Raw genomic sequence first — 17,431 nt, forward strand, 5'->3', positions numbered from 1 at the left:
CAAATTCCTTAGATTAGCAGCAGCGAGCGCCGCCTTTTCCGCCGTAGCGCGCATCCTGACGCTCACGGAAAAACTCTTCGTAAGTCATCGGCGTCTGCTCTGGATGGGTCAGACGAATGTGTTGTACGTAGTTGTCGTAATCAGGTAGGCCAACCATCAATTTAGCGGCCTGGCCGAGATATTTTCCAGCTTTAGCGAGTGTGTCAAACATGGTAGCTCCGGGCGTAAAATCCACCTCCCCTTACGGGGAGATGGATGAATGGCTTAGTGCGCGCTTTTCGCCTGCGCAACAATCTGCTCAACGTCTTCAGGCATCTTCTGGTAAGGCGTTTCTTTCGCCGTTGGCGTATCCGATCTCAGCGCCTGGCGCGCAGTTTTAATCGCAAACAGACCAATCACCACCACAACTACCATAAAGAAGATGGTCAACCCAGCATCCAGACGGTTGTTAAACACCAGTTGGGTAAGCTGAGACTGAGTGTATTGCGCAGGAATATTGCCGCTGTCGATCATCGCCTGGAACTTATTAGCGATAGCCAGGAAGCCCACTTTCGGGTTGTCGCTGAACGCCTTTTGCCAGCCAGCCGTCAGCGTACAGAACAGCAGCCAGGCCGTTGGCACCAGTGCCACCCAGGCATATTTCTGCTTCTTCATCTTAAACAGCACTACCGCACACAGCATCAGCGCCATGCCTGCCAGCATCTGGTTGGCGATACCAAACAGAGGCCACAACGTGTTAATACCGCCGAGTGGGTCAACAACACCCTGATGCAGGAAGTAACCCCATGCCAGCACGCAAAGCGCCGTCGCCAGTAAGTTCGCAGGCAACGAGTCAGTACGCTTGAGGCTTGGGGAAATTACGCCCAGCAAGTCTTGCAGCATAAAGCGTGCCGCACGCGTACCGGCATCGACTGCTGTCAAAATAAACAGAGCTTCAAACAGAATGGCAAAGTGATACCAGAACGACACATCCATCAGGCCGCCCAACGCACCATGCAGAATGTACGCCATCCCAACCGCAAGCGTTGGTGCACCGCCCGCACGCGAGATAATGCTTTGCTCGCCCACTTCATTGGCAATGTTGGTTAAGGTTTCCGGAGTAATATGGAAGCCCCAACTACTGACAACGCTTGCCGCAGATGCAACGACATCGACAGTCCCTGCCGGAGCCAGAACCGCCATCGGGCTGTTCATCGCGAAGTAGACGCCAGGGTCGATAACACAGGCCGCCACCAGCGCCATAATCGCCACAAACGATTCCATCAACATGCCACCGTAACCGATGAAGCAAGCCTGGTTTTCGTTAGCCAGCATTTTCGGCGTGGTGCCAGAAGCAATCAGCGCGTGGAAGCCAGAAACCGCACCGCACGCAATGGTGATAAACAAGAACGGGAACAAGTCGCCGGTCCAGACCGGGCCAGTACCGTCAATGAATTTGGTGAGTGATGGCATTTGCAGCGTCGGACGCATGATCAAAATACCAATCGCCAGGCCGATAATGGTGCCGATTTTCAGGAAGGTGGAGAGGTAATCACGCGGTGCAAGCAGCAGCCAGACCGGCAGAACTGCGGCGACAAAACCATAACCCACCAGCATCCAGGTCAGCTGTACACCGGTAAAGTCAAAGTACGGTGCCCAGGTTGGGCTTTCGGCAACCCAACCGCCAGAAATAATGGCAAATATCAGCATAACCAGACCGATGACCGACACTTCACCAATGCGGCCCGGGCGCAGGTAGCGGATATAGACACCCATAAACAACGCCAGCGGAATGGTGAACGCCACGGTGTATGTCCCCCACGGGCTATGGGTCAGCGCTTTCACCACAATCATCGCCAGCACCGCGAGGATGATAACCATGATCATAAAGCAGGCCACCAGCGCGATAACGCCCGCCGTGTTGCCCATCTCTTCTTTCACCAGTTCGCCCAGCGAGCGCCCGTCACGACGGGTTGAGACAAACAGCACCATAAAATCTTGTACTGCCCCGGCCAACACCACACCCGCCAGCAACCAGAGCATACCAGGCAAGTAACCCATTTGCGCGGCAAGTACCGGCCCGACAAGCGGCCCCGCACCAGCAATCGCAGCAAAGTGGTGACCGAACAGCACTTTTTTGTCGGTTGGTACGTAGTCCAGGCCATCGTTATGGCGCACGGCTGGCGTCATACGTGTGGCATCAACAGTTAAGACTCGTTTAGCGATAAACAGGCCGTAGTAACGATAAGCGATGAGGTAAACGCAGATTGCAGCAACCACAATCCACAATGCGTTTATCTGCTCGCCACGATTGAGTGCGATATAGCCGAGCGCGAATGCACCTATCAGTGCAAGCACAGCCCATATGAGGTGTTTCCCTGGATTATTCATATTGTTTTCCATGTGTAGAGCCAGAGGTAGAGGCAGACGGTACTACCGTTTTGTTCTAGAACAAGCGCGTGGATTTAACAACATTGAAACATTGGAATACAGTGGTTTGACCAGGGATTTACATCAGCTTGTTACGGGGATCACGATGCGGGGGGATCCGCTGTCCCAGAAGGGAATTATTGGATATGGCAAGCCGGAGGTTTTCCGTTCACCCGAAAGTTTACCGTTCCTACATGGATCAGCGAACGGTGAACGGAACAATCACAGCCCTAACAATGTATGCGGCTGAATCCACCACAAACGTTCACCCCATCACCGCCGTCGTCAACCGACTCGTACAACACCTCTTCCCGCGCCCATCAAAAATGGCAATTTCCCACACCTGTGAAGACCGCCCTAAATGCAGCGGTTTGCACACACCGCGCACGGTGCCGGACGCTACCGCCCGATGGTGGCTGGCGTTGATTTCAGTCCCGACCACGCACTGTCCTTCGCTCGTGGTCAGAAACCCAGCCATCGACCCCAGCGTTTCCGCCAGCACCACCGATGCGCCGCCGTGCAGCAAACCAAATGGCTGCTGGGTGCGGTGATCAACAGGCATTTCCGCTTCAAGACTTTCGTCATCCATGCGCGTATAGACGATGCCGAGATGCTCAACCATCGTCCCGACGCTGGTTTTGTTTAGCGCCTCGAGCGTGAGTTCCCTTTTCCAGATACTCATTCAGGCTCCAAGCGTTGCGCCGCCATCAATCACAATATCCTGCAACGTGATGTGGCTGGTGTGCGATGAGGCGAGGAACAAAATGGTGCTGGCGATCTCCTGCGGGCGGGCGATTTTTCCCAGCGGAATACCCAGTTTGAACTGTTCCGGGAAGCCCTGAATACGCTGTTGTTCGGCATCTGGCGTTTTCCACAGGGTGCGCTGCATGTCGGTATCGGTCGACCCCGGAGACACTACATTGCAGCGCACACCAAACGGAGCCAGCTCAAGGCCAACGGTTAACGCCAGGCTTTTGAGCGCCGCTTTCGATGCGCCATAAGCCGACATTCCGGTGCGCGGCGTGTGCGCGGCATCGGATGCAACGGTCACAATCGCCCCGCTGCGCTGTTCGCGCATTCGTGGCATTACAGCGCGGAACATATTAAATGCACCGCCAACGTTGACCGCAAATGTGTCCTGCCAGTCTTGCAGGGGCAGTGCATCCGTCGCGCCCATGCGCAAAATTCCCGCCGCGTTGACCAGCACGTCAAGCTGCGGCTCGTCGCTCATTAAACGCTGCGTAACGGCAGCCACCTGCTCGGCATCTGCCACGTTCAGCACTTCCGCGGCGAACGGATAAATATCCAACGGGAACGCCAGATCAAAGCCAATAACCGTCGCACCGGCTTCGCTAAATGCACGCGCAGTGTGATAGCCGATGCCTTTACCCGCCCCGGTTACCCAAACGGTTTTGCCGCTAAAGTCGATGTTCATGCTCATGCTCCCCGCGACAGCAGCGCCCACCAGGCGTCAATGGACGGGTTTTTCGCCAGCATCACAAAATCGATATCAGCGTGAATTTTACGCCAGCGAGCTGCCAGCGCCATCATGCGCACGGAATCGAGGCCGTAATCAATCAGGTTCTCGTCATCTTCAGGGATGTCGGATTCATCAAGCAATGGCAGGACGATTTCACGCAGTTGCTGTTTGTTTTGCGGGGCACTTTCCGGCAACAAATCACGCGTCATCACCACGCGTCCGGAACGACCTGCGGTGTATTTCAGCGCCATCATGTGTTCTTCGCGGCTGAAATCTGCCAGCGCATCGGCCACCATAAACGGTTTGATATCACGCATAAACGCATCGGTTGCCGTGGTCATGCAGCCTATATGTGCGTACACACCACAGATAATCAGTTGGTTACGGCCAGTTTCTTTCAAGGACTGTTCCAGCGGCGAGCGGATAAAGGCGCTGTAGCGCCATTTGGTCAGCACCGTGTCGTGTTCGTCTGGCGCAAGTTCGGCCACCACTGTCTGGCGCTCCGGGTGTTTATTTAAGCCCGGCCCCCACATGTCGTTGAGCAGCGCACGGTCTTCGTCGCTCTGAGCGTTGGGCTGTGCTGTGTAATACACCGGAATATTGTGGCGTTTGCAGTAATCGCGCAGCGCAGCGATGTTGGCGATAACTTGTTGGATCATCGGGCAATTGTCGCCCCAGAAATCAATGAAATATTCCTGCATATCGTGGATTAACAGCGCCGCACGCTCAGGCTCAAACGCCCAGTTCACTTTGTTTTCCGGAATGTCGGCAGCCGTCGGTAAGGGGTATGCGTTCAGTTTTGGAATAGCCATAATTTCTCCGTCAATCAGGAAGCCAGTTGCTTTTCAGCAATCAACTGGCGCAAACGTTTTTTGTCCACTTTGCCCACCGCCGTCAGCGGCAGGTTTTCAACGATTTCAATACGATCAGGCAGTTTGAAGTCGGCAATGCCAAGCTCACGCAAGTAACGGCGAATTTCCACCGCGCGGAATGGGCGACTGCCGACGATAAATGCGCAGCTTTTCTCGCCCAGCAGACTGTCTTCCATCGAAACCAGCGCGGCATGCACGATCTCTTCATGGCGCAGCAGCAGGTTTTCGATCTCCTCGGCAGCGATCTTTTCTCCGCCACGGTTGATCTGATCTTTTTCGCGCCCCTGAACCGTGATGTAACCGTCTTCGGCAATGGAAATTAGATCGCCGGAGCAGTAAAAACCGTTGGCATCAAAGGCGCTGGCGTTGTGTTCCGGGCTGCGGTAATAGCCACGGAAGGTGTACGGCCCGCGCGTCATCAGGCGGCCCACTTCCCCGTGCGGTAAAGGGTTGCCGTTTTCATCAGCCACCCACACTTCGTCGTCCGGGCACATCGGTTTGCCCTGGGTTTTGAAGATGTGCTCATTGTCGTCATCCAGGCGCGTGTAGTTCACCAGGCCTTCGGCCATGCCGAAAACTTGCTGTAACTGGCAGCCAATTTCTGCCGGAATACGTGCGGCCAGCGCTTCGCTCAACCGTGCGCCGCCAACTTGCAACAGCGTCAGCGACTCAAGCGATTTATTACTGCCCCATTCGCCAATCGCCTGTAACCACAAGCTGACCGCAGGCGGCACCAGCGCGGTGGCGTTAATCTGGTGGCGTTCAATCAGCGGGAAACAGAGCGTGGCACTCGGGTCGTTTGCCAGCACCACGCGCCCACCGCCGTAAAATACGCCGAGCGAACCAGGTGAACTGAGCGCGTAGTTATGCGCCGCCGGGATCGCGCACAGGAAGCGCGTATTGCTATCAAAACGGCAGATTTCGACGCTGCGGCGAATGCTGTAGTAGTAGTCGTTGTGGGTGCGTGGGATCAGTTTTGGCGTGCCGGTGCTGCCGCCGGAAAGCTGGAAGAAAGCCACTTCGTCCGCTGCCGATGGCGTAGCGACAAAGTTCTCTTCCGGCTCGTTGATAAAGGCGCTCAGCGAACGTTCACGATCGTTTTCGTTAAGCAACACCGCCATGCGTAACGATGGGTTCTGCTCGCAAAGCGATTCAAGGAAATCATCATGGGCGAACAAATTGTGTTTGCGGTCAGCAATCAACACTACCGGCTCGATTTGCTTAGCGTAGGCTTCCATTTCGGTGCGTTGGTGGCTGAACAGCGCGTTAACCGGAGCCACGCCAATCTTCAGCAGTGCAAACAGCGTGATATAGAGTTCCACCACGTTACCAAGCTGAACTAACGCGGTTTCACCGCAGCTCAGGCCACGACGCTGTAATGCACAGGCCAGTCGCGTAGCGGCCAGTTCGAGTTCGCGATAACTGTAGTGGCGCTCGCCATCAACCAGCGCAATGGCATCATTTTTGGCATGGCGCGTGAGAATGTCGGTGAGCGGCAAATCGGCCCAGTAGCCTTTTTCGCAGTAGCGAGCGGCCAGTTCATCTGGCCAGCGCGTGAATTGAATCGCCATTTATTTCAGTCCAAATACGTTGAGCATGGTGGAAAGTTTGACACCCGTTTCGCGCCATTCAGATTCCGGCGACGACGCAGGAACGATGCCCGCGCCTGCGAACAGCCGCACTTGATTGCCACCTACGCGGGCACAGCGAATAGTCACCACCCACTCGCCGTTACCATCAGCGTCACACCACCCGACGATGCCGCCAAACAGTTCGCGGTCGAACGGCTCCAGTTCGGCAATCAATTTTTGCGCCACATCGTGCGGGAAACCGCTCAGAGCGGGCGTGGGGTGCAATAAGCAAGCAAGGGAAAGCGCGTTGTGCTGGCGGTCTTCAACCTGGCCGTAAATCGGCGTGGCAAGGTGCCATAACGTCGGAGTGGTGATAAGTTCCGGCGTATCGGAAAGCGTTAAATATTGGCTATGCGGCTGCAAAACATCGCGCATCGCCTGCGTCACGAGGCCATGTTCGTGGCGGTCTTTTCTGGATCGCAGCAGTTGCGCACCAATTTCGCTGTCGCGCGGGATATTTTCTTTATCACGACGCGCCGAGCCTGCCAGCGGCAATGAACTGAAATTCTTGCCCGATTTGCGTAGCAGCAATTCCGGGCTGGCACCCACCAGCGAGCTGCCATCCGGCAACGGCACGTGGAAGTTATAGCTGGTCGGGTTCTGGCTAATCAGGCGATTGAGTAACACATCAAGGTCAACGGGCGCGTCCGTTTCAATATCAATCAGGCGCGAGAGCACCACTTTGTCAATATCCGGCTGAGCCGTAGCAGCGGCGGCGTGAGCCACCATCTCCATAAATTTTTCTTGTTCAGGAATCGCTTTGCGAGCGGCAATATTTAGCGGTTTTTCCGTTCTGCTTTGTCTGGCACCAGCCTGGATCTGGGAGCGGGAAAACGTCTGCCAGCTTTCGGGGATAAACAACGCTGAAGGTTGACTTGGATCGAAAGGAATTGCACCGACGACAACCGGTTTCTCGATACCGTGCTTTTTGGCGTTTTCAAACGCTTCACGCAGCTGTTTTTGCAGGTCCCCGTGGGGGTTTGCACCATCAAGCGCCGCGCAATCCAGGCGAGTAAAGCAGCCGCTGGTCGAAAAACTGCGATAAGGCGACATAAAGAAAAAACTATTCGCACAAGGTGTTAGCTGTTTTTCTTGTGGCTGCGGCACCAGTAACGTTTCCATCCGTCCTCCGTAAAAACATGACAAAAGATAGTAATAATGATTATCATTTGCTTTTCGGGGTCGTAACCTAAAGAGAAAAGACAGCAGTGTCAATAGCTGCTCGGTCTTGCCGGATGGCGCTAACGCTTATCCGACCTACGCAAAACAGTTTTGTAGGGTGGATAAGCGCCAGCAGCATCCACCGCAATCGTTAAATTTCAACAGGAAGTTATTGAGTGAAAATCAGATTCTCCGCAGTTATCGTTTTATGCCTGAGCAGCCTTGCTCACGCTGCCGACTGGCCACGCACCATCACCGACAGCCACGGCCCTCATACTTTTGAGCAGGCACCGCAGCGCATTGTCTCAACCAGCGTGACTCTCACCGGTTCACTACTGGCAATTGATGCACCGGTAGTGGCAAGCGGTGCTACGACGCCTGGCAATCGAATGGCTGACTCACAAGGTTTTCTACGCCAGTGGGGAGATGTCGCTAAACAACGTAACGTTCAGCGTTTATATATTGGCGAAGCCAGTGCTGAAGCCGTCGCGGCACAAATGCCTGATTTGATTTTGATTAGTGCCACTGGAGGTGATTCCGCCCTCGCCCTTTATGAGCAGCTCTCGGCAATTGCACCGACGCTGGTGATCAATTACGACGATAAAAGTTGGCAGCAATTGCTCACCCAGCTCGGTGAGATTACTGGGCACGAAAAGCAAGCCACAGAAAGAATCTCAAGCTTTGATAAGCAGCTAAGCGAAGCCAGAATGCACATGAAGCTGCCGCCACAACCGGTCACAGCGATGGTTTACACACCAGCGTCTCGTTCAGCGAATATTTGGACGTTAGATTCGGCACAGGGAAAATTGCTAGTGCAGCTCGGTTTTACCTTATCGCCAATTCCTGCGGCTATTCATACCAGCCAGAGCATGGGTAAACGTCACGACATCGTGCAGCTTGGCGGTGAAAACCTTGCTACAGGTTTGAATGGCGAGAGCCTATTCTTGTTCGCAAGTGATGAGAAAGATGCCACTGCGCTGGCAAATAACCCGCTTCTTTCGCACCTGCCCGCCGTGCAGAAAAAACACGTTTACGCGCTGGGAATCGAGACTTTCCGTCTCGATTATTACAGTGCAACAAGAATCCTTGAGCACATGAGCACGTTGTTTGCCAGCAAGTGATTATTTAGCTGTTTCTGCCTCGGGTTGCGCCGGGGCGGCCTGGCGATAACGTCGCAACTGCACCAACACAATCGCCAGCACAACGCCGCATAACGTCAATGCAAAGCCCCCGGAACTTGCCGCCGCCACAGGCGTCATTACAACCGTCATGCCACCTAAAATCGCAGCACCTATCGCATCACCCGTCACGTTCTGTGCTGTCCACAAACCATTGATTCGGCCTAACATCCCGTCCGGGGTAAGCGTCTGAATTAGCGTATATTGCAACAAAGAGCTAATCGCACTGAGATAACCAAACAGCGCCAGACACGCCAGCCCAAGTCCCCAAACCGGCATCAGGCTGAAAACGCCAATCGAGATAAACGACACAATTCCGGACGCCAGCATGATCATGCCTGGGCTCGCGTGATGGGCGATGCGCCCGCTGGTTAACGCGCCAATCGCGGCACCCAACGGAACGGCGGCATACATCAGGCCGATTTGTGCGGCACTCATTTGCCAGTGACCAGCCAGCGCGGGATACAAGACGCGCACCGCACTTGCCATCGTCAGCAATGCGCCGACTAACGCAATGCCGCCAATAATCGGGTGGCCGACCAGAAACCGTAAACCATTCCACAGCGACAACAGCGGATTTTCACGCGCCTGGGGAGGCGGTGCCAGTTTTGGCAAACTCAGCAGCGGCAGCAGCGTAATGAACGTGCCGACGGACGCCAGCGCGTAGTTCCACACCACGCCACCGGAAGCCAGCAGCAGCCCGCCAATCATCGGTGAAATCACCGAACCGAGGCGCACGGTGAGCATGGTTATCGCACTCGCCTGCATCAAATTCTCACGCCCGACCAGCGCAGGAGTCGCGGCTAAAAGCGCCGTCACGCCGAGTGCGCCAAAGAATCCATCCCACACGCCGAGCAGATAAATCGCCGCCAGCGAGGGGTCAGGTAATGCGGCGTTAATCGTCAGGCCAATAAAGCCGACGCCACAGGTAGAACGGGCCAGAAGAATCAGGCGGCGGCGCTCATGGCGGTCTGCCAGCACACCGCCCATCATCAGACCGATAAACATCGCCGAACCGGTAAGCGTCACCGCGAGCCCCACTTGCAAGGAGGAGCCTGTCAGCATCTGGATTTGTACCGGCACCGCGACACCCAACAACCCCAACGACACAATGGAGATAAAACGGGCGAGGAAGACAGCGCGAAAAGCGGGATGAGTCTTGAGTAAACTGAGATTAAGCAGCAAAGAATTGCGGTTCATTACATGGCCTTAAAGCGAATTTTTCTTTCCGGGTGCGAGGCGGCTCATGCTAACATAAACAAATAAGAGTGATAATGATAATAACTATCATTTAATTTTACATGATTTTTGTAGGGCTACGAAGTGAAGGATATACAACGTATGTCACGCTGGTTCATCCTGCTGAGTTTGCTGTTTTTACTCGTTTTAATGGCAATACTCAGTTTGTTATTAGGTGCCAAATCCCTCCCTGCCGAAGTGGTTATCAATGCATTTAGCGGCCAATGCCAAAGTGCAGATTGCACTATCGTGCTCGACGCCCGCCTCCCCCGCACACTAGCTGGTATTCTTGCGGGCGGCGCACTGGGCCTTGCCGGTGCGTTGATGCAAACGCTGACCCGAAATCCCCTCGCTGACCCAGGCCTGCTTGGCGTCAATGCCGGGGCCAGTTTTGCCATTGTTTTGGGGGCGGCTGTGTGGAGTCTTTCATCGCCAATAGCATTACTCGGGTTGGCCTTTGCGGGCGCATTGTCTGCGGCACTGGTGGTGGCTTTTACCGGAAGCCAGGGCGGCGGGCAACTCAGCCCGGTACGGTTAACGCTGGCGGGCGTCGCGCTCGGTGCGGTACTCGAAGGCTTAAGCAACGGCATCGCGCTACTCAACCCGGTGGTCTATGACCAGTTGCGTTTCTGGCAGGCCGGAACGTTGGATATTCGCACGCTCGAAACCCTAAAAATTATTGTATTGCCCGTGCTAGCGGGCTGCGTGATTGCGCTGTTTATCAGCCGTTCGCTTAATAGCCTGAGTATGGGCACCGACACCGCCACCGCGCTGGGCAGCAAAGTTGCACGCACTCAGTTGCTCGGTTTAATTGCCATCACTTTATTGTGTGGCAGCGCTACCGCCGCAGTCGGGCCAATTGCTTTTATTGGCCTGATGATGCCGCATCTGGCTCGTTGGCTGGTGGGAGCCGATCACCGTTGGTCGCTCCCCGTGACTCTTATTGCCACCCCAACTCTACTGCTGTTTGCCGATATTATTGGCCGCATGCTGGTTCCTGGAGAGCTGCGCGTTTCAGTAGTGAGCGCGTTTATTGGCGCACCGATGCTTATCTACTTAGTACGCCGCAGCCGCAAAGGAGCAGGATTATGAACCGCCCTTCTCCTCGTCTGGTCACCATCAGCCTGATTTTATTGCTACTCAGTATCACTCTGGGAATATGGAGCCTGGGAAGTGGCGTATTACCGCTTTCGGTAAGCCAGGTGATTGACGCGCTATTGGGTTCCGCACCGCGCAATATCTCACTGGTGGTGGTCGAATGGCGCTTGCCACGCGTTGTCATGGCGCTGCTGATTGGTGCGGCTTTGGGCGTGAGCGGAGCCATCTTCCAGTCACTGATGCGTAACCCACTCGGCAGCCCAGACGTGATGGGCTTTAACACCGGGGCATGGAGTGGTGTTCTGGTCGCCATGGTGCTGTTCGGCCAGCATCAAACTGCGATTGCTACCTCAGCCATGGCCGGTGGCATCATTACTGCGCTGGTGGTCTGGTTGCTCGCGTGGCGAAACGGCATTGAAACTTTCCGTTTGATAATCATCGGCATTGGCGTACGGGCTATGCTGGTGGCGTTCAATACCTGGCTGTTGCTACATGCCTCGCTTGAAACCGCCATTTCCGCAGGGCTGTGGAATGCCGGTTCCCTGAACGGTTTAACCTGGGGGAATATCTTCCCGGCAGCACCTTTAATGTTACTGGCGCTGGTTGCTGGAGCATTGTTAGTGCGGCGCATGCGGTTGCTGGAAATGGGCGATGACAGCGCCTGCGCACTCGGCGTTTCGGTTGAACGCTCTCGCCTGTTGTTAATGCTAACTGGTGTGATACTCACTGCCGCAGCCACCGCATTAGCCGGGCCGATTTCGTTTATCGCACTTGTCGCACCACATATCGCCCGCCGTTTAAGCGGCACTTCACGCTGGGGTTTGCTGCAATCCGCATTATGCGGCGCAACGCTTTTACTCGCGGCAGATCTGTGCGCCCAACATCTGTTTATGCCATATCAATTACCGGTCGGTGTGGTCACGGTAAGCCTCGGCGGTATTTATCTTATTGCGTTGTTGATTCAGGAGTCCCGTAAGAAATGAGCCAGATTTCCACTCCATCGCGCCTGCACGGCGAAAAATTACGGCTTGGATATGGCAATCATGTGGTGGCCGACGGCCTGACCGTTGCCATTCCTGACGGGAAATTTACCGCGATTATTGGCCCCAACGGCTGCGGGAAATCCACGCTATTGCGCACGTTAAGCCGACTGATGAAACCGATGCACGGCCAGGTTTGGCTCGATGGCAATGAAATCCACCGTTTTGCGACCAAAGAAGTGGCGCGGCGCGTGGGTTTACTGGCGCAAAATTCCACAGCACCTGGTGATATTAGTGTGGCGGAGCTAGTGGCACGTGGCCGCTACCCGCACCAACCGATGTTTTCACGCTGGCGAGAAGAGGATAGCCAGGCGGTCGAGCGGGCATTAAAAGCGACCAACATTGAAGATTTAGCCGATCAGCCCGTGGATACGCTTTCTGGCGGCCAGCGGCAACGAGCCTGGATTGCGATGGTGCTGGCGCAAGAAACTTCCATTTTGCTGCTTGACGAGCCGACCACCTGGCTTGATATCAGCCACCAAATTGATTTGCTGGAATTACTGCGCGATCTCAATCAAAAGCAAGGTTTTACCCTTGCCGCTGTGCTGCACGATTTGAACCAGGCCTGCCGTTACGCCACGCATTTAATCGCCTTGCGAGACGGTAAGATTGTGGCCGAAGGTGCACCGACCGAGATTGTCACACCCGAACTTATCGAAGCGATTTACGGCCTGCGCTGCATGATTATTGAAGATCCGGTAGCGCATACGCCGTTGGTGGTGCCGCTCGGGCGTGGATGAAAAAGAACTGATTAAAAAGTTTGCGTAGCGCCTCGCAAAAACGCACACTAGCACTGTGCAAGGGTGCGAAAATATATTCTACTGTCCACCTGATTAATCACATCGAACCAGCATCAGTACTAACGCTAAAGCACACAATCTCAACTTTGCTGATCATATATAGCCATTAGCATTCGAGTTGCAGGTAGGCGGCCAGGGAGCAAATCCCCAGGAGCTTACTGAAGTAAGTGACTGGGGTTTGTGAGTGCAGCCAACACCCCTGCGGCTTGAAGGATGATGGGTATAAACAATAAGGATTAAGTATGGTCCAGGCACAACGTAAACCCACCTCTGTCGGCGACGTGCTTCTTTATGAGTATCTCGAACCTACAGGTCTGCGAATTAACGATCTGGCGGAGATGCTTCAGGTTCATCGCAACACCGTCAGTAAGCTGCTAAATAACAACAGCAAACTGACAACCGATATGGCTTTCAGACTCGCGAAGGTGTTTGATACCTCTGTGGAATTTTGGCTCAATCTGCAAACGAATGTCGATATCTGGGAAATTCAGAACGACCCGCGGACTCAGGAAGAAATGAGTCGTATCGTGACGCTCAGAGAAATGCTGGAACGTAAAACCAGAGCAGCATAAGTAAAGCGGCGGGTAACCTAAACTACCCGCCGCTTTTGTTTAATCAAACGCTAACACTCGCTGCAACACCGGCCCAATTTCCTCGAAAGCATGTGGGGAAATGATATCGACATGGGCGCAGTCCAGGCGGAATACATCAAGTTCGCCAATCCATGGTGCCCAGGTTTGTTGCGGGTCCATCCCTTCTGGCAACGTTCGCTCGGCAACAAACAGCGTGGCTTTGCCGGCAAACGGCACACTTTGCGCCGTGGTAAGCAGGCGCACCGCATCGCCGTAGTTCCCTTCGATAGCCTGGAATAATGCATCTGACTTTTGCCCGTGCTGAGCGGCGACAAAAGCCGCACGTTCGCGGTTGATTTCATCCAGCACCGCCGGGTCGAGTTCGTTGGCACCTTTTTCAGCCCAGTTTTGCGTTTCCGGCGGCCAGGTATCTAACAGCCCTAAGAACGCGACCTTTTCGCCCACCGCTTCAAGACGCGCAGCAATACCTTGCGCCAGCGTGCCGCCTAACGAATATCCCATCAGGTAATACGGGCCATGCGGCTGAAGTTCACGCAGGGTTTGCAGATGCGTTTCACAAACCTGCGCCAGGTTTTCTGCCTGCTGCATTGGGCCATTCGGGCGCGGGGACTGAATGCCGGTTATCGACCAGCGTGGGTCGAGATAGCGCTGCAATACGCTAAATTGCCAGGCAAAACCAGACGCCGGGTGGAAGCAATAGAGCGTTGGCCCGGTGCTTTTACGCAGCGGCAGCACGGCATCAAACCCTGCCCGATTCGCTTCTTCTTCACCGCAATCTTTCGCCAGCATTTGCGCAAGCTGGCCGACAGTCGACGCCACCATCACTTGCCCCACAGTTACTGGCCTTTCAAGCATACGGCGTAGTTGAGCCGCGAGGCGCATCGCCAGTAATGAATGGCCGCCGAGGGCAAAGAAATCGTCATCTATCGAGTGAATTTCGCATCCCAGCAAATGGGCAAAAGCGTCAGCAATGGTGATTTCTAAAGAAGATTCCGGTGCGCGCCCTGTGCCACGTATCGCCAGTTCCGGCAACGGCAGCGCTTTTCTGTCCAGTTTGCCATTCGCGCTCAATGGGAAATCATCAAGCTGAATGAGCGCGACCGGCACCATGTGCGCCGGGAGCACGTTGCTCAATTGTTTACGCAGAGTGTCGACGGGCAAAACCTCGCCTGAAGCCGAGACCAGATAGCCCACTAGTTGGCGGGCATCGCCACCGCTTGCGGCCTCTTTATTGAGCACGCAGGCGTGCGTCACTGCCTGCGCCACATCCGGCAGCGCCTGCAAAGCGCGGTCAATGTCGCCCAATTCAATACGTTGCCCACGAATTTTTAACTGATCGTCACTGCGGCCAAGGTATTCCACCGCGCCATTATCAAGCCAACGCGCCACATCGCCGGTACGATACATGCGCTCGCCCGCAGCAAAAGGATCGGCAACAAAGCGGCTGGCAGTAAGATCCGGGCGGGATAAATAGCCCTGCGCCAGTTGGATCCCGGTAAGGTAAAGATCACCTGCGATCCCGACAGGAACCGGGCGCATTGCCGAGTCCAGAATTCGCAGCCCGGTATTCCACACCGGCCAGCCAATCGGCACGCTGCTGCCTGAAACCTGTGCTAATTCCGCACCAAATGCCGGATACCAGCTCACGTCGACCGCGGCTTCCGTTGGCCCATAAAGGTTATGCAGTGGCACGTGGATGAGCTGTTCCCAATGGCGGCAAAGTTCTGTTGGCAGTGCTTCGCCGCTACAGAATACGCGTTTTAAAGTTGCGCATTTCGCCACCGCGTCGGCATCGGTTAGTGCCGCAACAAACGCCGCTAACATTGATGGAACAAAGTGTGTAGTAGTCACTCGATAACGAGCAAAAAGCTGCTGCAACGCCTCCGGGTCGCGGTGCGCTTCAGGTGGGGCCATAACCAGTTGTGCGCCAACAATATACGGCCAGAAAAATTCCCAAACGGACACATCAAAACTGCATGGCGTTTTCTGCAAAACCACATCGTCACCGTTTAACGGGTAGTGATTTTGCATCCACAACAGGCGGTTAACGATAGCCTGTTGCCCGACCATTACCCCTTTCGGGCGACCCGTGGAACCGGATGTGAAGATCACATACGCGGTATGTTCCGGGCGAGAGAGATTGTGAGTCTGCGGCGGCTTAAACGCTGTCAGCACATTTTGATAGCAGAAGGTTTGCAGGCCATGAACAGCACTAAAACGTGGTAACTGCTCTTGAGAAGTGAGCAACAAACGTGGCGCGGCATCTTCAAGCATCATGTGTAACCGGTCATCGGGGTAACCAGTATCCAGCGGCAACCAGGCGGCGCCAGCTTCCACAATGGCCTGCAACGCCAGGGATAAAAAGACCGAGCGAGGGAGTGCCACGGCAACCACATCACCCGGTTTTACGCCACGTAACAGCAGCTCACTCGCCAATGCCTGAACCTGTTCACGCATCTCGCGATAACTGAACTGGTGGTGTTCATCCGCTAACGCCGGAGCGTCTGGTGTGCGCTCCGCTTGCTGCGCAATGAGCTCGCTTAACGTTGTCGAAGGGACTGACGTCTGCGTAGCATTTACGCTTTCCAGCAGCGAGGTTTCGGATTCATGCAACAGTTGGGCATCTACGCATCGTAATGCAGGATTGGCCGCAAACTGGCGCAAAAGAAGCGGCAAGCGCGCAATATGCTGCTGCAAAGTTTGCGCATCGTAACGCTCGGCATTTGCCAACATCTCAAGGGAGAAGTCACCTTGCTCGCTGATGTAGAGCGCAATTTCCAGGTCGCGGACCGGGCCTGAAGCCAGTTGATGCGTGATGCCTTCAATACCATTGAAATCAAGCCGGTAATCGAACATTTTCAGGTTTATTACTGGGCCATACAGCGGTTCGCCGTTTGCGATAAGCCCCAAATCGCGCTGGATTTGTTCAGCATCGTAACGCTGGTAACGGCGTATACCTTTCAGTTCTTTGGCGAGGTTTGTCGCAAGACTGGCGAGGGTGTAGTCGGATTCAATACGCACCCCAAACGGCAATACATTCAGCACCGGGCCGGTGGCACAAAGTGCGGCGGAACCCATGCGGCGCATAAAGATAAAACCGGCGGAATACTCATTGCGGCCACTTAAGCGCCCGAGCCACAACGCCACCAGCCCTAATGCCATATCGGCGGCTGTCAGGTTTTGCAGGCGGGCATTTTCAACCAGTGCATGAAAATCTGCCGACTCAAAACGTAGCGTCTGGCGAATCAGTTTTGTGCTAACCCCTTGGCCAGTAAGCGGTTTGGTTGACAGAGTGGCAGGTGGTGGCAACTGTTTAGCTTTGCTTATCCAGAATGCAGAATCACGCCGCCAGGCATCCGTTTTGCGGTAATGCTCGTATTCTTCAACCACTTCGCTAAACGGAGTAAATGGCGTGGGTTCAGGCGCTTGGTTTTGGCACAAGTCGCTATAAATATTGGCAATTCGGCGGGTAATAGCGGTGAAACTAAAGCCATCGACCACTAAATGATGAAAACGTTGATACCAGAACCAGCGTGTATTTGAGATTCGCAGCAGTTGATGATGGTAAAGCGGCTTGCCGCTGGCGATACGCAAATCCCCGTCGAGATCGTCGCGCATCATTGCTTGTGCGGTGGCGATCGGATCGATTTCATTGCGCAGATCAACGCAACAAGGGGCAACAAACGACGCGTTGGGGTCTATCCACTGCCGCGCTTCGCCGTCCACTTCGCTAAAGCGCATGCAAAGGGTATCGGCCTCTTTCATGCCTGCCACTATCGCCCGGCACAGTAACGCTTCGTTGAGTTCTCCATTTAGCTCAACATAGTGTGCCACGCTCCACATATTAGACTGTTGTGACAGCTGATCCGCCATCCAGATTCCGGGCTGTGCTGCTACAAGCGGCATAGTTTTTATCTGTTGTTCCAGTGC

General features: G+C 54.7%; 14 protein-coding genes. 5 read left to right on the plus strand and 9 right to left on the minus strand.

Features of this window, described 5'->3' with window-relative positions; translation table 11 throughout:
* Positions 1 to 13: 13 nt before the first annotated feature.
* From LVQ77_RS07680 to entC, 7 genes are all read right to left on the minus strand, one after another.
* Complete coding sequence (locus LVQ77_RS07680) at positions 14 to 211, minus strand: YbdD/YjiX family protein (protein ID WP_232904112.1); 198 nt, start codon at positions 209 to 211, stop codon at positions 14 to 16.
* Positions 212 to 264: 53 nt separating this feature from the next.
* Complete coding sequence (gene cstA, locus LVQ77_RS07685) at positions 265 to 2,370, minus strand: pyruvate/proton symporter CstA (protein WP_232904222.1); 2,106 nt, start codon at positions 2,368 to 2,370, stop codon at positions 265 to 267.
* A 304-nt stretch (positions 2,371 to 2,674) separates the two neighbouring features.
* On the minus strand, positions 2,675 to 3,091 hold the full coding sequence (entH, locus tag LVQ77_RS07690; protein WP_232904113.1) for a proofreading thioesterase EntH: 417 nt from the start codon (positions 3,089 to 3,091) through the stop codon (positions 2,675 to 2,677).
* On the minus strand, positions 3,092 to 3,844 hold the full coding sequence (dhbA, locus tag LVQ77_RS07695) for a 2,3-dihydro-2,3-dihydroxybenzoate dehydrogenase (RefSeq protein WP_232864187.1): 753 nt from the start codon (positions 3,842 to 3,844) through the stop codon (positions 3,092 to 3,094).
* 2 nt (positions 3,845 to 3,846) lie between these two features.
* Positions 3,847 to 4,701 carry an isochorismatase gene (locus LVQ77_RS07700; protein WP_232904114.1) on the minus strand — a complete coding sequence of 285 codons (855 nt, stop codon included), beginning with the start codon at positions 4,699 to 4,701 and terminating at the stop codon, positions 3,847 to 3,849.
* Between the two features lie 14 nt (positions 4,702 to 4,715).
* Positions 4,716 to 6,332 (minus strand): (2,3-dihydroxybenzoyl)adenylate synthase, encoded by a 1,617-nt coding sequence (locus LVQ77_RS07705; protein ID WP_232904115.1) that lies wholly within the window; start codon positions 6,330 to 6,332, stop codon positions 4,716 to 4,718.
* Positions 6,333 to 7,514, minus strand: coding sequence for an isochorismate synthase EntC (gene entC, locus LVQ77_RS07710; protein ID WP_232864184.1), 1,182 nt, complete (start codon positions 7,512 to 7,514; stop codon positions 6,333 to 6,335).
* 215 nt (positions 7,515 to 7,729) lie between these two features.
* Between entC and fepB the strand changes: the two genes are divergently transcribed.
* The gene (gene fepB / locus LVQ77_RS07715; protein ID WP_232904116.1) at positions 7,730 to 8,674 is read left to right on the plus strand and encodes a Fe2+-enterobactin ABC transporter substrate-binding protein; all 945 of its coding nucleotides are present in this window, start codon (positions 7,730 to 7,732) and stop codon (positions 8,672 to 8,674) included.
* On the opposite strand, the gene entS is transcribed toward fepB, so the two are convergent.
* Positions 8,675 to 9,931 carry an enterobactin transporter EntS gene (entS, locus tag LVQ77_RS07720; protein ID WP_232864182.1) on the minus strand — a complete coding sequence of 419 codons (1,257 nt, stop codon included), beginning with the start codon at positions 9,929 to 9,931 and terminating at the stop codon, positions 8,675 to 8,677.
* A 141-nt stretch (positions 9,932 to 10,072) separates the two neighbouring features.
* Between entS and fepD the strand changes: the two genes are divergently transcribed.
* From fepD to LVQ77_RS07740, 4 genes are all read left to right on the plus strand, one after another.
* The gene (gene fepD / locus LVQ77_RS07725) at positions 10,073 to 11,062 is read left to right on the plus strand and encodes a Fe(3+)-siderophore ABC transporter permease (RefSeq protein WP_232904117.1); all 990 of its coding nucleotides are present in this window, start codon (positions 10,073 to 10,075) and stop codon (positions 11,060 to 11,062) included.
* Positions 11,059 to 12,051, plus strand: coding sequence for an iron-enterobactin ABC transporter permease (fepG, locus tag LVQ77_RS07730; RefSeq protein ID WP_232904118.1), 993 nt, complete (start codon positions 11,059 to 11,061; stop codon positions 12,049 to 12,051). The genes fepD and fepG overlap by 4 nt, the downstream gene beginning before the upstream one ends.
* The gene (gene fepC / locus LVQ77_RS07735) at positions 12,048 to 12,848 is read left to right on the plus strand and encodes an iron-enterobactin ABC transporter ATP-binding protein (protein ID WP_232904119.1); all 801 of its coding nucleotides are present in this window, start codon (positions 12,048 to 12,050) and stop codon (positions 12,846 to 12,848) included. The genes fepG and fepC overlap by 4 nt, the downstream gene beginning before the upstream one ends.
* 302 nt (positions 12,849 to 13,150) lie before the next feature.
* Positions 13,151 to 13,480, plus strand: coding sequence for a HigA family addiction module antitoxin (locus LVQ77_RS07740; protein WP_232864178.1), 330 nt, complete (start codon positions 13,151 to 13,153; stop codon positions 13,478 to 13,480).
* Positions 13,481 to 13,519: 39 nt separating this feature from the next.
* Here LVQ77_RS07740 and LVQ77_RS07745 read toward each other — a convergent pair whose 3' ends face one another.
* Positions 13,520 to 17,407, minus strand: a complete 3,888-nt coding sequence (locus LVQ77_RS07745) for an enterobactin synthase subunit F (RefSeq protein WP_370645007.1) — start codon at positions 17,405 to 17,407, stop codon at positions 13,520 to 13,522.
* Between the last annotated feature and the right edge of the window lie 24 nt (positions 17,408 to 17,431).

The organism is Buttiauxella cochleicola, assembly GCF_021282435.1.
Lineage (GTDB): Bacteria > Pseudomonadota > Gammaproteobacteria > Enterobacterales > Enterobacteriaceae > Buttiauxella > Buttiauxella massiliensis.